This is a genomic window from Streptomyces roseofulvus, assembly GCF_039534915.1.
Classification (GTDB): domain Bacteria; phylum Actinomycetota; class Actinomycetes; order Streptomycetales; family Streptomycetaceae; genus Streptomyces; species Streptomyces roseofulvus.
Genome location: NZ_BAAAWE010000001.1, coordinates 1,516,059 through 1,529,305, shown reverse-complemented (window position 1 = coordinate 1,529,305; position 13,247 = coordinate 1,516,059). Strand labels below are relative to the sequence as shown.

Sequence of the window (13,247 nt, the reverse complement as noted above, 5' to 3'; positions counted from 1 at the left end):
ATGAGCGACGCAGCCGAGCGCGGCCGGCCCGGCCGGGACACCCCCGGCCGGCCGTCGGCCGCCCCCCACCACTGGTACGACGACGACGCCGGACCGGTCGTCCGTCCCTACGCGATGACCCGCGGCCGGACGAGCGCCGCGGGCCGCCACCGGCTGGACCTCATCGCCGTGGTGGTCCCCGAGCCCGCCGCCGACGACCCCGGCCGCGACCAGTCGCTCTCCCCGGAACACGTGGAGATCGTCGAACGCTGCTCCGAACAGCCCCAGTCGATCGCCGAGCTCGCCGCCGGACTCGACCTCCCCGTCGGGGTGGTCCGGGTCCTGGTCGGCGACCTCGTCGACGAGGAACTCGTGCACGTGACCCGCCCCGTTCCGCCGGCCCAGCTGCCGGACGTGAGCATCCTCCGCGAGGTGATCAATGGCCTTCGGGCGCTCTAGCCGCACCAAGACCCCCGTCGAGCCGGTGACCCTGAAGATCCTGGTCGCGGGCGGGTTCGGGGTCGGCAAGACCACACTGGTCGGCGCGGTCAGCGAGATCAGACCGCTGCGGACGGAGGAGGTGCTCACCGAGGCCGGCCGCCCGGTGGACGACCTGCACGGCGTGGAGTCCAAGACGACCACCACGGTCGCCATGGACTTCGGCCGGATCACGCTGCGCGAGGACCTCGTCCTGTACCTGTTCGGCACCCCCGGACAGGACCGCTTCTGGTTCCTCTGGGACGAACTGGCCCAGGGGGCGCTCGGCGCGGTGGTGCTCGCGGACACCCGCCGCCTGGAGGACAGCTTCGCCGCCATCGACTACTTCGAACGGCGTGGCATCCCCTTCACGGTGGCCGTCAACTGCTTCGAGGGCGCCCGCCGCTACCCGACGGAGACCGTCCGGGCGGCGCTCGACCTCGACCCCGAGGTCGAGCTGGTGATGTGCGACGCCCGCGACCGCGAGTCGGTCAAGAACGTCCTCGTCGCCGTCGTCGAGCACGCCCTCGTCCTCGCCGACCGGGACCACGCCTCCGTGGCGACCTGAGCCGTACGGGGGGACGGCCCCGCACGGCCCTCAGCGGACCGCCACCACCGCCGAACCGTGCCCGAACAGCCCCTGGTTGGCCGTGATCCCGGCCCGCGCGCCCGGCACCTGTCGGTCGCCCGCGGTGCCCCGCAGCTGCCAGGTCAGCTCGCAGACCTGGGCGATCGCCTGCGCGGGCACGGCCTCCCCGAAGGAGGCGAGCCCGCCGCTCGCGTTCACCGGCAGCGCGCCGCCGAGCCGGGTCACCCCGTCCCGGAGCAGCTTGGCTCCCTCGCCGCGCCCGCACAGACCGATGTCCTCGTACCACTCCAGTTCCAGGGCGGTGGACAGGTCGTACACCTCGGCCAGCGACAGGTCCTCCGGCCCGAGCCCCGCCTCCTCGTACGCCGCCCGCGCGATCGAGGCCCGGAAGGCGTGCGGCGCCGGCGCGAGCGCGGTGGTCGAGTCGGTCGCGATGTCGGGCAGGTCCAGCACCGCCTTGGGGTAGGTGGGGGAGACGGTCGACACCGCCCGGATCCGCACCGGGTCCGGGTGCCCGTGCCGCCGGGCGAAGTCCAGGCTGGACAGCACCAGGGCCGCCCCGCCGTCCGAGGTCGCGCAGATGTCGAGCAGCCGCAGCGGATCGGCGACCACCGCCGAGCCGGCGACCTCCCCGGCCGTCACCGGCTTCCGGTAGCGGGCCATCGGATTGAGCGCCCCGGCCGCCGCGTTCTTCACCTTGACCTGGGCGAAGTCCTCGGCGGTGTCCCCGTACAGGGCCATCCGGCGGCGGGCGTAGAGGGCGAAGTACGCCGGGTTGGTGGCGCCGAGGATCCGGAACCGCAGCCAGTCCGGATCGTCCGGCCGCTCCCCGCCGGCCGGCGCGAGGAAGCCCTTGGGGGTGGCGTCCGCGCCGACGACGAGCACCGCGTCGGCGAGCCCGGCCAGGATCTGCGCCCGGGCCGCCCCGACGGCCTGGGCGCCCGACGCGCAGGCCGCGTACACGCTGGTGACCCGCGCCCCCTGCCAGCCGAGGGCCTGCGCGAAGGTCGCCCCGGCCACGTACCCGGGATAGCCGCACCGCACGGTGTCGGCCCCGACGACGGAGCCGATGTCGGACCACCGCACGCCGGCGTCGGCGAGCGCGGCGCGGGCGGCGGCGGTCCCGTACGAGACGAAGCTCCGTCCCCACTTGCCCCAGGGGTGCATCCCGGCCCCGATGACGGCGATGTCGTTCACGCGCGCTCCTCCGTCCCCACGGGCCGCCACCGCCAGGTGGTCCACACGTGCTCGGCGTCCTCGTTCAGGACGCCCGGCACCACCTCGACCTCCGCCCCCACCGCGAGGTCCGCCGTCCGCACCCCGGGCGCGGCCTGCCCCAGCACCACCATCCCCTCGGCGGCGAGCTCGACCGCGACGAGGACGTACGGCTCCCAGGGCGCCTCCGGGTCGGAGACGTAGGGGGCGGGCGGCCGGTAGCGCCCGTCGGTGTACGACCAGACCCGCCCGCGCGGCGAGAGCGGCGTCTCGTCGAGCGTGCCGCCTCCCGGGCACACCGGGTTGCGGCAGGCGTGGTCCTCGCGCGGGAAGAACACCGCCGCGCAGGCCGAGCACCGGGTGGCGAGGAGCCGGAACTCCCCGTCCTGGACCGTGTCGTCGGTGAACCAGCCGGCCACCACCGGCCTGCGCTTCCGTGTCATCTCCGGCCCCTCCCCGTGATCTGACGACCTGTCAGATCCTTCGTGCCGAGTCTGGCACGGGCCCCCGGGACGGGGAAGACGTCAGCGCCCGGCCACCGACCGCCGCGCCACCGGGAAGTCGAAGTACGTCGACGGGAACGGCTCCGGCTTGAAGGTGAAGTGCCACCACTCCTCCGGCAGGTTCACGAACCCCTCCGCCTCCAGCACGCCCTTCAGCAGCTGCCGGTTGGCCCGCTGCACCCCCGTGATCCGCGGGTCCTCGGTGTGCGACAGCGTGTCGAAGCAGTCGTACCCGGTCCCCATGTCGACCGAGCTGTCCGGGAACCGCTCCTCGTACGGGGCGGTGCACGACGTCAGCTCCTCGCCCGGCACGTACGCGCGCGTGCGCGCCGCCGGCAACCGGACGACCGTCAGGTCCACCGTCGAACCCCGGCTGTGCCCGGACTTCTCCGCGATGTACCCGTCCGCGAACAGCCGCTCCTTCGCCACCAGCGGATAGAACTCCGCCTTCATCCGCTCGTCCGCCAGATCCTCCGCCCAGCGCACGAAGTGGTCCACCGCCCGCTGCGGCCGGTAGCAGTCGTACACCTTCAGCGCGTACCCCCGCGCCAGCAGCCGGGTCTGCGCCCGGCGCAGCGCCTCCGCCGCCGGCCGGGTCAGCACGCACAGCGGCTGCCGATAGCCGTCGATCGGCTCCCCCACGAAGTTGTGGGCCGTGGTGTACCGCATCTCCTGGAGGATGGTCCGGTCCACCGAGTCCAGCGCCACGAACTCCGGCGGCGCCTTCGGCTCGGGCACCGCCGCGGCGGGGGAGGCGACGGCCCCCGCGCAGGCGAGGAGGGCGGCCGCGCCCGTGACGGCGAGGGTTCGGAATGCAGAGGCGAGTCCAGTCATGCGCACCGGGTCTACCAGTTCCGCCCCCGCCGGGAAAGCCTCTCGCATACGGTCCCCCCGTGACCGACACCAAGCCCGTCCTCCATTCCCACTGCTCGGCCTGCGGAGCCCGCTACCCGGCCGGAACCACCGGCTGGCCCCGCACCTGCCCCGTCTGCGCCACCACCGCCTACCGCAACCCCCTCCCCGTCGCCGTCGCCCTCCTCCCCGTCACCTCGCCGCACGGCGCCGGTCTCCTCGCCATCACCCGTGCCATCCACCCCGGTCACGGCGGCACCGCCCTCCCCGGCGGCTTCATCGACCACGGCGAGGACTGGCGCACCGCCGTCGCCCGCGAACTCCGGGAGGAGACCGGCCTGGACGCCGATCCCGGCTCCGTGCGGCTCGCCGACGTCCTCGGCTCCGCCGAACACCTCCTCGTCTTCGGCCTCCTCCCACCCGTCGAGGCGGCCGCCCTCACCCCCTTCACCCCGACCCCGGAGACCTCCGCCCGCCTAGTCCTCGAGGAACCCCGCGAACTGGTCTTCCCCCTCCACACCGAAGCGGTGCGGAAGTGGTTCGCGGGCGCCTACGGCTGACCGCGAGTCCCCCTGCCCGTCAGTCCCACCAGAAGGTCCACTCGTCCGCCCCCACCAGGTGTTCCGCGTACGCCGTGAGGTCCCCGCAGGGCCCCTGCCACAGGTTGTCCGGGCAGAAGGCGAAGTGCTCGGCGGCGATCGGCAGCGCCTCCTCCAGGGTGGCCGGGGGAGCGGCGACGGACAGCCGCAGCGTGTCGAACCCGACCGCGAACACCCGCGCCCCGAAGCGCCGTTCCCAGTCGGCGACCACGGCGGCGATCTCGCCGGTGCCGGCGTGGTTGACCGGCCCCGACCAGCCCGTGACGACGAGCGCCTCCGCCCCGGACGCGGCCTCGACCAGCCCCAGACGGGCCTCGGCGCCGAAGGACAGGAGCGCGTCCGCGTGTTCGTCCGCCGGCCGACCGGGGTCCTCCACGGGCGTCCGCCCCGGCGCGAGCCCCGGCCAGGCCCGGCCGTACGGGGCGGTGACGGCGGGCGCGTCGTCGTCCTCGCCGGTCGAGACGCAGTCGTCCCACCAGCGCGCCAGGACGGTCGCGGGCTCGTGGTCGGCGGGCCGGGACGACGCCCCGGGGAAGAGCTCCCCCGACCCCCACGGCCGGAAGTCCTCGTGCCCGTCGAGCGGTTCGAGCAGCAGCGGCCACAGCCCGGTCCGCGGGTGCGCGGCCCGTATCCGCCCCCACAGCCCGAAGGGCGCGGGCCCGTCGCTCAGCCACAACGGCAGCGTCCCGCCGTCCCCTTCGCCGGCCGTCACCAAGCGCCCGGCGGGCAGCGGGACGCCCTCGCCCCGCAGAGATTCCAGATCCATGCCCCGGATGCTAGGCGGAGGGTCCGACAAGCCCGTCCGACCGCACACCCCGCCCCGCACCCGGCCGTCCCGCTCCGGCCGCACACCCCGCCCCGCACCCGGCCGTCCCGCTCCGCCTCACACCCCGCCGTCGCGCCCCCGCACCCGCACCGGCAGCCCCGGCTCCACCGGCCCCTCCTCCGTCACCCGCTCCACCACGACCCTGCCGTCCACGAGCCGCGACTGGTAGCGCTCGATCTCCGCCGGCTCCCAGCCGTCCCCGGTGTCACGGACGACGAGCCCCCCGCCCGTCCGCCCCGCCGCGGGCGCCCACACCTCGAGCACGAGTTCACCGTCCTCGCCGCGCACCGGCACCACCGCGCCCGCCCGGGCCAGCACCGGCACCCGCGCGAGCGGCGCGTCGAGCAGCACCTGTCCGGGACCCTCGTACGCGGCGCCGGTCGCCGTGTCGTACCAGCGGCCGCGCGGCAGCCGCACCGCCCGCCGGTCCGCGCCCCGGTGCAGCACCGGCGCCACCAACAGGGCGTCGCCGAGCAGGAACTGGTCCTCGCACTCCCGCAGGGCCCGGTCCTCGGGCGTCGCCCACCACACCGGCCGCGCGTAGGGCGCGCCGGTCATCCTCGCGAGCCGGGCCAGGGTCACGAAGTACGGGTGCAGACGCTCCCGCTCGGCCAGCGCCACGCGCGCGTGCTCCAGCACCTCCGGGCCGAACTCCCACGGCTCCCGCCGCCCCGCGCCCAGCGCCGCGTGCGTCCGGAACAGCGGCAGCCACGCCCCCAGCTGGAACCAGCGCAGGAACAGCTCCGGCGACGGACTGCCGTCGAAACCGCCCACGTCCGGCCCCGAGTACGGCACCCCGCACAGCCCGAGCCCCAGGACCAGCGCCAGCGAGGCCCGCAGCCCCGGCCAGCCGGTGGCCACGTCACCGGACCAGGTCCCCCCGTACCGCTGCATCCCCGCCCACCCCGAGCGCGTGAAGAGGAACGGCCGCTCCCCGGGACGCAGCCGCCGCAGCCCCTCGTACCCGGCCCGGGCCATCAGGAGCCCGTAGACGTTGTGCGCCTCCCGGTGGTCGCCGCCCCGCCCGTCCAGGTGGTGCCGGGCCGACCGGGGGAGCGTGGGGTCGCCGAACGCCGCGAACGACACCGGCTCGTTCATGTCGTGCCACACGCCCGAGAAGCCCTGCCGCAACCGCTCCTCGTACAGGCCGCCCCACCACTCCCGTACCGCCGGATCCGTGAAGTCGGGGAAGGCGCACTCGCCGGGCCACACCACCCCCCGCACCTCCTCGCCCCGCGCGTCCCGCACGAACGCCCCCGCCGCCCGCCCCTCCTCGTACAGCACGTTCCCCGGCTCGGCCGCGATCGCCGGGTCCACGATCGACACCAGCCGCACGCCCTCCCCGCGCAGCTCCTCCGCCAGCCCCGGCAGATCCGGGAACCGCTCCCGGTCCACCGTGAACACCCGGTGCCCGTCCAGGTGGTCGATGTCCAGGTGCACCGCCGACAGCGGAAGCCCCCGCTCCCGGTAGCCGGACACGAGCCGCCGCACCTCCGCCGCGCTCCCGAACCCCCAGCGCGCGTGCTGCGGCCCCAGCGCCCACGCGGGCGGCAGCGCCGGCGCCCCGGTCAGCGCGGCCCAGTGGTGCAGCACGCGCGCGGGGGTGCCGACCACCACCCAGCACCGCAGCGGACCGCCCTCCATCCGCACCTCGCTGGTGCCCGGCCGGTCGTGACCCGACCCCGCCCCCTCCTCGCCCTCCGCGAGGGCCACCCGCCCGTCCCAGGAGTTGTCGTGGAAGGCCAGGTGCGTCCCCGCGTCCGCGACCACGAACTGCACCGGCATCGTCAGGTACAGCGGATCGTCCTCCGGCCCGAACCGCCCCTTGGGGTCCGTGTTCCACAGCCGGTACGAGCCGTCCCGCAGCCGCGGCCCCGAGGCCCGCCCGCCGAGACCGAAGAACCGGGCGTCCGCCGGCACCTCGGCCCGCTGCGCCCACCGCGACGGCCCCCCGCCCACCGGCTCCCACCAGCGCGGCGGCAGATCACGCCGCAGCATCACCCCGCCGGGCGTGCGGATCTCCACCGCCCCGTGCCGCGACACCGCCACCGTCACCCGCTCCGACACGACCCGCCAGCCGCCGTCCGTGTCCGGCTCCAGCACCGCCCGCGGGTCCGGATCGGGCGCCGGACCCGCCAGCGCGTACGACGGCTCCGGCTCCGCCCCGTCCCACCCCCAGAACACCGTGCCGCCCGCCGACACGCACACCCGTAGGGACGACCGGGCGAAGCGGACGATCCCCCCGCCGGGCAGCGCCTCCGCCCCCTCCACCGGCCCCGGCACCCGGGCCCGCTCCGCCCCCCGCGGCGGCAGCCCCGCCGCGTCCGCCCGCCGCTGCCGCCACGCCGCCCGTACCGTCCTGAGCCCCCGCACCGAACCGAACACCCTCACCGAACGCACCAGTCCACGACCGTCCATGCGGCCCACCCTGCCACCCACCAGCGGCGCCGCGAGCCCCGTTCAACTCCCGTTCACCCGAGGTGGGAGCACATGTTCAACCAGCCGCCCGCGCGCGGGCGGCCCTGGTGCGAAAGCCGCTCCCATGGCATCGTCCTGTCAGCCGCGTCACGCGCACACCCCCGCACGTGCGCGCGACACACGCCGACCCGCGTACAGCCAGGGAGCCACCCGATGACAACTGCGCCGACCGAGCCGACCGAGCCGCTCTGGCAGCCGGACGAGGAGCGCATCGCCCACGCCGCCGTCACCCGCTTCCAGGCGTGGGCCGCCGAGCACCACGGCGCCCCCGCCGACGGCGGGTACCCGGCCCTGCACCGCTGGTCCGTCGACGAGCTGGAGACCTTCTGGCAGGCCGTCGTCGCATGGTTCGACGTCCGCTTCTCCACCCCCTACGCGCGCGTGCTGGGCGACCGGTCCATGCCGGGCGCGGAGTGGTTCCCCGGCGCCACCCTCAACTACGCCGAGCACGCCCTGCGCGCCGCCGCCGACCGCCCCCAGGACACCGCGCTCCTCCACGTCGACGAGACGCACGAGCCGACCCCGATCACCTGGGCCGAGCTCCGCCGCCAGGTCGGCTCGCTCGCCGCCGAGCTGCGCGCCCTCGGCGTCCGCCCCGGCGACCGCGTCAGCGGCTACCTGCCGAACGTCCCGCAGGCCGTCGTCGCCCTCCTCGCCACGGCCGCCGTCGGCGGCGTCTGGACCTCCTGCGCCCCCGACTTCGGCGCCCGCTCGGTCCTCGACCGCTTCCAGCAGGTCGAGCCGGTGGTCCTCTTCACCGTCGACGGCTACCGCTACGGCGGCAAGCAGCACGACCGCCGCGACACCGTCGCCGAACTCCGCGCCGAACTCCCCACGCTCCGCGCCGTCGTCCACATCCCGCTGCTCGGCACCCCCGCCCCCGAGGGCGCCCTCGACTGGGCCGACCTCGTCGCCGCCGACGTGGAACCGGTCTTCGAGCAGGTGCCGTTCTCGCACCCCCTGTGGGTCCTGTACTCCTCCGGCACCACCGGCCTCCCGAAGGCCATCGTCCAGTCCCAGGGCGGCATCCTCGTCGAGCACCTCAAGCAGCTCGGCCTCCACTGCGACCTGGGCCCCGAGGACGTCTTCTTCTGGTACACGTCCACCGGCTGGATGATGTGGAACTTCCTCGTCTCCGGCCTCCTCACCGGCACCACCGTCGTGCTGTACGACGGCAGCCCCGGCTACCCGGACACCGGCGCCCAGTGGCGCGTCGCCGAGCGCACCGGCGCCACCCTGTACGGCACCTCCGCCGCCTACGTGATGGCCTGCGCCAAGGCCGACGTGCACCCCGGCCGCGACTTCGACCTGTCCGCCGTGAAGTGCGTCGCCACCACCGGCTCCCCGCTGCCGCCCGACGGCTTCCGCTGGCTCCACGACGAGGTCCGCGAGGACCTGTGGATCGCCAGCGTCAGCGGCGGCACCGACGTCTGCTCCTGCTTCGCCGGCGCCGTCCCCACCCTGCCCGTGCACGTCGGCGAGCTCCAGGCCGCCGGCCTCGGCACCGACCTCCAGTCCTGGGACCCGTCCGGCAAGCCCGTCGTCGGCGAGGTCGGCGAGCTCGTCGTCACCAACCCCATGCCGTCCATGCCGATCCACTTCTGGAACGACCCCGACGGCAGCCGCTACCGCGACAGCTACTTCGAGATGTTCCCCGGCGTATGGCGGCACGGCGACTGGATCACGATCACCGACCACGGCTCGGTCGTCATTCACGGCCGCTCCGACTCCACCCTCAACCGCCAGGGCGTCCGGATGGGCAGCGCCGATATCTATGAGGCGGTGGAACGGCTCCCCGAGATCCGGGAATCCCTCGTCATCGGCCTGGAGGAACCGGACGGCGGCTACTGGATGCCCCTCTTCGTCCACCTCGCCGAAGGCGCCGCCCTCGACGACGACCTGATCGCGCGGATCAGGGCCACGATCCGCACCGAGCTGTCGCCGCGGCACGTCCCCGACGAGATCATCGAGGTCCCGGGCGTCCCGCACACCCTCACCGGCAAGCGCATCGAGGTCCCGGTGAAGCGCCTTCTCCAGGGCACCCCCCTGGAGAAGGCCGTCAACGCGGGCTCCGTCGACAACCTCGACCTGCTCCGCTTCTACGAGTCCCTCGCGGCGGCCCGCCGCGGCTGACACGGAAAGGGGCGCCCCCGCGGGGGCGCCCCTTCACCACGGACCGGCTCAGCCGGGCAGCTGACCGGCCTTCGCCACCGCCGCCTTGGTCAGCACCGCCGTCTCGCTCAGCACCGTCCCGGCCGGCCCCGCCTCCGAGTCGGCGACGAGCACGGTCCGCTCCCCGAGGAAGGCCGAGGTCGACCGGTCGAAGACCCACTGGGTCCGCTCACCGCCGGAGGTACGGGCCACGGCCACGCCCTCCCGGCCCGCCGCGTCCCGCGCCGACGGCACCACCACGACCCCGGGGATCCGCGCGGCCGCCTCGAACAACGCGGCCGTCACCTGCGGCGGCGCCCAGGTCTCCGCCAGCAGCGTCCCGATCGCCGTGAACGCCCGCTGCTCCGCGTCCCCGCCGCCGGTACGGGTCTGCTCCCGCACCAGCCGCAGCAGCGCGTCGGCGTCCGTCGGCAGCCCCGCCACGAAGGCGTGCGTCGGAGCGGTCACCGACGGCTCCGACGGCTCCAGGACCGTCCGCCGCGGCTCGGCCCCCGGGTGCTCCAGCTCGTACACGGGCAGCCGGGGCGACAGCTCCTGATCGGCGGAGCCCGCCTCCCGTACGAGCCCGGCCCGGCTGCCGTCCGCCGACAGCCACACCTGCCGCCGGTGCGCGGGTTCCACGACCGCGGGCCCGCCGGCCGCGGGACGCCCGGCCCGGGACACCAGGCTCTCCACGTACACGAACTCCTCCGGCCGCGCGTCCGGCGCCGGCGCGGAGGCGGCGGCGAGCGCGGCCCGCGACAGCACCGCGGACGCGCCCTCCGCCCGCACCGACGGGCGCCCGTCGCGCGGCTCCGGCTCCGAGGGCGCGGCCACCAGCACCGCGCCGGCCGCGATGCCGCACACCACGGCGGGCACGGCGAACCGCACGGCCCTCCGGGTCCACCCCACCGCCGGTCGCGCGGGCCGCGCCGACGCCATCAGCGTCCGCCGCAGCTCCCGCTGCCGCTCCGGCGCGAACTCCGGCACCGGGGGCGGCGGCAGCAGCTCCGACAGCTCGGTGAGCAGTGCGTCCTGAGGACGGGTTCGGGGATCGATGGCGTTCATGCCGGCTCCTCCGGTGAGGTTCGGGGGACGAGGACGGTGCGGCCCGGTCGCACGGGCACGGCGGCGCCGGCCGAGCCGGCGGGGGAGTGGGGTTCGGGGGCGGGCGCGCGGCCGGGCGGGGGGCCGGCGTCGGGGGTTCCGGAGGCGCGGTCGCCGGCCCGCCGGCCGCGCCCGCGCCGCCCGGAACGCAGCTCCGCCTCCGCGAGCGTCCGCAGCCGCTCCCGGGCCCGCGAGAGCCGGGACCGCACGGTGCCGACGGGGATGCCCAGCGCCTCGCCCGCCGTGGCGTAGTCGAGGCCGGCCCACACGACGAGCCCGAAGACCTCCCGCTCCCGGCGCCGGAGCCGGCCGAGGGCCACCCGCGCGGCCCGGAGCCGTTCCTCGTCGGCGAGCCGTGAGGCCACCGCGTCGCTGAAGTCCGGCAGCACCCCGCTGTCGGGCATCCGCGCCAGCGCCGCGTCGCGCCGCCGCGCCTCCCGCGCGGCCCCGCGCAGGACGTTGGTCGCGATCCCGAGCAGCCACGGCCGCAGGCTCCCGCCGTCCGCGTGGACCTTGCCCCGGCAGCGCCATGCCTCCAGGAAGGTCGCGGACACGACGTCCTCGGCCGCGGCACGGTCGCCGCACATGCGGTACGCGTACTGGAACAGCACGCGTGCGTGCGCGTCGTACGCGTCACCGAGCGCCGAGGGATCCCCGGCCCGGAAACGTTCTCTCATCTCTGGTTCCACACCGGGTACTGGCCGCCGGTTCGCCCGGGTTCCCGTGACCCGCGCCACACCGGCGCCCCGCCCCGCCCGCCACTGTGGCCCAGGTCACGGGAACTCCGGCCGCTTCGCGCCCAGTTCCCTGCATGAACGGAACAGCGACGACCGGATCCCCTGTCCGAGCCACTGGATCCAGGATCCAGAACACCGGATCCAGGATCCGACCCACCCTCCGACCCACCCTCCGGGCTCTCGCCCTCGCCACCGCCGTCACCGCCACGGCCCTCACCGTCCCGCCCCTCGCCGCGGCCTCAGCGGGCCAGGACGGGACGGTCACCCTGACCATCCGCCACCTGGACCGCACGGGGGCCGCGGCCTCCGCCTACGCGACCCACCTGACCGGCGTCTCCGGCCCGGGCCAGGACGTCGAGGAGAACGTCCACGACCCCTCCGGCACCGTCACGCTCCGCCTGCCGAAGGGCCGTTACCTCCTCGACTCGGAGGTGTACCCCCTGTACAAGGGCGCGGGTACCGACTGGCTCGTCCAGCCCCGCCTCGACCTCGACCGCGACACCACCGTCACCGTCGACGCCCGCACGACGTCCCCGGTCGACGTGCGCCCGCCCGAGGCCGGCGCCGAGCCCCGGCACGCGATGTCGTTCGTCGAGGTCAGCCACGACGGACAGACCCGCTCCACGAACCTGATGTCCTCCGCGGCCGGGTTGCGCGTGGCCCACCTCGGGCCCGCCGCCGAACCCGGCTCCGTGACGGCCACGTTCGACGGCTACTGGATCGGCGAGCGCGCCGACTACGGCCTCGGCTACCGCTTCACCTCCGGCCGCGCCCTCACCGGTTTCGTCCGCAGGCCCGCCGCCGGCGACCTGGCCACCGTCGAGGCCCGCGCGGCCGACCGGGACGGCGCCGGCGGCTTCGGCTCCGCCGGGATCCAGCCGTCCTACGGCACCACCGTCAGCCTCAGCACCGAGCTCGCCCGCACCGGCACCGCGACCTTCCACGTCACCCCCGAACGCGGCTCCTGGGACCTCGTCTACATGACACCCGGCACTCCCGAGGCGCCGCCCAACCTGTACGAGGCCCAGGACCTCCCGGTCCGCGCGGGCGCCACCCTCACCCACACCTTCGACAACGCCGTGCTCGGCCCGGCCCTCGACCAGGCCCCCGACGCCCCGCCCGCCGGCGTCCGCGACGGCGACCGGCTCACCCTCGACCTGCCGCTGCTCGCCGACGGCGACGGACACGCCCCCTCCGACCCGGTCTTCCGCTCGGCCGCCACCACCCTCCACCGGGACGGCGTCCTCGTCGGCACCGACCGGGGCGCCCCCGGCCGCGCCTCCTTCCCGCTCGCCAGCCCCGACCGGGCCCGATACCGCCTCACCGCCACCGCCCTGCACGGCTCCGGCACGCGCGCGGGGCGCACCACCGCCGTCTGGGGCTTCGACTCCGCCGCGACCGCCACCCCGACCGCGCTTCCGCTGAGCGTCGTCCGCTTCACCCCGCCGCTCGCCCTCGACGGCACCGCCCCCGCCGGCACCGACTACCGTGTCCCGGTCACCGTCCAGGGCCCCGCCGCCGGCCGGGGTCTGCGCTCCCTGCGCGTCCGGGTCTCCGTCGACGGGGGCACCACCTGGACCGACGCCCCGGTCACGGACGGCGCCGTCGTGATCCGCAACCCCGCACCGGGAGGCACGGTCTCGTTCCGCGCCGAGCTCACCGACACGGCCGGCAACACCCTCGACCAGACCCTCGGCCACGCCTACCGCACCCGCTGACACCACCCGCCCACGC

At 75.8% G+C, this 13,247-nt stretch carries 12 protein-coding genes; 5 read left to right on the top strand and 7 right to left on the bottom strand.

Going from position 1 to position 13,247, the window contains the following annotated elements:
* Together ABFY03_RS07005 and ABFY03_RS07000 are read left to right on the top strand one after the other, a co-directional pair.
* Complete coding sequence (locus ABFY03_RS07005) at positions 1-438, top strand: DUF742 domain-containing protein (RefSeq protein ID WP_346169498.1); 438 nt, start codon at positions 1-3, stop codon at positions 436-438.
* The gene (locus ABFY03_RS07000; protein WP_319009740.1) at positions 419-1,024 is read left to right on the top strand and encodes a GTP-binding protein; all 606 of its coding nucleotides are present in this window, start codon (positions 419-421) and stop codon (positions 1,022-1,024) included. Before ABFY03_RS07005 ends, ABFY03_RS07000 begins: the two co-directional genes overlap by 20 nt.
* A gap of 30 nt (positions 1,025-1,054) precedes the next feature.
* Here ABFY03_RS07000 and ABFY03_RS06995 read toward each other — a convergent pair whose 3' ends face one another.
* From ABFY03_RS06995 to ABFY03_RS06985, 3 genes are all read right to left on the bottom strand, one after another.
* A complete protein-coding gene (locus ABFY03_RS06995) occupies positions 1,055-2,242 on the bottom strand; it encodes a lipid-transfer protein (RefSeq protein ID WP_336624879.1) in 1,188 nt (395 codons plus the stop codon).
* The gene (locus ABFY03_RS06990) at positions 2,239-2,703 is read right to left on the bottom strand and encodes a Zn-ribbon domain-containing OB-fold protein (RefSeq protein WP_319009739.1); all 465 of its coding nucleotides are present in this window, start codon (positions 2,701-2,703) and stop codon (positions 2,239-2,241) included. The genes ABFY03_RS06995 and ABFY03_RS06990 overlap by 4 nt, the downstream gene beginning before the upstream one ends.
* An 81-nt stretch (positions 2,704-2,784) precedes the next feature.
* On the bottom strand, positions 2,785-3,597 hold the full coding sequence (locus ABFY03_RS06985) for a M15 family metallopeptidase (protein ID WP_346169497.1): 813 nt from the start codon (positions 3,595-3,597) through the stop codon (positions 2,785-2,787).
* Here ABFY03_RS06985 and ABFY03_RS06980 point away from each other — a divergent pair.
* A complete protein-coding gene (locus ABFY03_RS06980) occupies positions 3,576-4,175 on the top strand; it encodes an NUDIX domain-containing protein (protein WP_386723720.1) in 600 nt (199 codons plus the stop codon). The genes ABFY03_RS06985 and ABFY03_RS06980 overlap by 22 nt on opposite strands.
* A 19-nt stretch (positions 4,176-4,194) precedes the next feature.
* Here the strand turns inward: ABFY03_RS06980 and ABFY03_RS06975 are convergent, their stop codons facing one another.
* Both ABFY03_RS06975 and ABFY03_RS06970 read right to left on the bottom strand, forming a co-directional pair.
* A complete protein-coding gene (locus tag ABFY03_RS06975; RefSeq protein WP_346169495.1) occupies positions 4,195-4,980 on the bottom strand; it encodes a DUF4253 domain-containing protein in 786 nt (261 codons plus the stop codon).
* Positions 4,981-5,097: 117 nt separating this feature from the next.
* A complete protein-coding gene (locus ABFY03_RS06970; RefSeq protein WP_346169494.1) occupies positions 5,098-7,458 on the bottom strand; it encodes a glycoside hydrolase family 31 protein in 2,361 nt (786 codons plus the stop codon).
* 213 nt (positions 7,459-7,671) lie between these two features.
* Between ABFY03_RS06970 and ABFY03_RS06965 the strand changes: the two genes are divergently transcribed.
* On the top strand, positions 7,672-9,651 hold the full coding sequence (locus tag ABFY03_RS06965) for an acetoacetate--CoA ligase (RefSeq protein ID WP_319009734.1): 1,980 nt from the start codon (positions 7,672-7,674) through the stop codon (positions 9,649-9,651).
* A 48-nt stretch (positions 9,652-9,699) separates the two neighbouring features.
* Here ABFY03_RS06965 and ABFY03_RS06960 read toward each other — a convergent pair whose 3' ends face one another.
* A complete protein-coding gene (locus ABFY03_RS06960; protein WP_346169493.1) occupies positions 9,700-10,737 on the bottom strand; it encodes a CU044_5270 family protein in 1,038 nt (345 codons plus the stop codon).
* Positions 10,734-11,453 carry an RNA polymerase sigma factor gene (locus ABFY03_RS06955; RefSeq protein WP_346169492.1) on the bottom strand — a complete coding sequence of 240 codons (720 nt, stop codon included), beginning with the start codon at positions 11,451-11,453 and terminating at the stop codon, positions 10,734-10,736. The genes ABFY03_RS06960 and ABFY03_RS06955 overlap by 4 nt, the downstream gene beginning before the upstream one ends.
* Positions 11,454-11,587: 134 nt before the next feature.
* Between ABFY03_RS06955 and ABFY03_RS06950 the strand changes: the two genes are divergently transcribed.
* Positions 11,588-13,231: a molybdopterin-binding protein gene (locus ABFY03_RS06950; protein ID WP_346169491.1), complete on the top strand. Its 1,644-nt coding sequence runs from the start codon at positions 11,588-11,590 to the stop codon at positions 13,229-13,231.
* The last annotated feature ends 16 nt before the right edge of the window (positions 13,232-13,247 follow it).

Bases quoted from the DNA above. Each gene is read 5' to 3' on its own strand.
- ABFY03_RS07000 (WP_319009740.1), top strand. From the start codon at position 419: ATGGCCTTCGGGCGCTCTAGCCGCACCAAGACCCCCGTCGAGCCGGTG.
- ABFY03_RS07005 (WP_346169498.1), top strand. From the start codon at position 1: ATGAGCGACGCAGCCGAGCGCGGCCGGCCCGGCCGGGACACCCCCGGC.
- ABFY03_RS06950 (WP_346169491.1), top strand. From the start codon at position 11,588: ATGAACGGAACAGCGACGACCGGATCCCCTGTCCGAGCCACTGGATCC.
- ABFY03_RS06990 (WP_319009739.1), bottom strand. From the start codon at position 2,703: ATGACACGGAAGCGCAGGCCGGTGGTGGCCGGCTGGTTCACCGACGAC.
- ABFY03_RS06965 (WP_319009734.1), top strand. From the start codon at position 7,672: ATGACAACTGCGCCGACCGAGCCGACCGAGCCGCTCTGGCAGCCGGAC.
- ABFY03_RS06985 (WP_346169497.1), bottom strand. From the start codon at position 3,597: ATGACTGGACTCGCCTCTGCATTCCGAACCCTCGCCGTCACGGGCGCG.
- ABFY03_RS06970 (WP_346169494.1), bottom strand. From the start codon at position 7,458: ATGGACGGTCGTGGACTGGTGCGTTCGGTGAGGGTGTTCGGTTCGGTG.
- ABFY03_RS06960 (WP_346169493.1), bottom strand. From the start codon at position 10,737: ATGAACGCCATCGATCCCCGAACCCGTCCTCAGGACGCACTGCTCACC.
- ABFY03_RS06980 (WP_386723720.1), top strand. From the start codon at position 3,576: ATGCAGAGGCGAGTCCAGTCATGCGCACCGGGTCTACCAGTTCCGCCC.
- ABFY03_RS06955 (WP_346169492.1), bottom strand. From the start codon at position 11,453: ATGAGAGAACGTTTCCGGGCCGGGGATCCCTCGGCGCTCGGTGACGCG.
- ABFY03_RS06975 (WP_346169495.1), bottom strand. From the start codon at position 4,980: ATGGATCTGGAATCTCTGCGGGGCGAGGGCGTCCCGCTGCCCGCCGGG.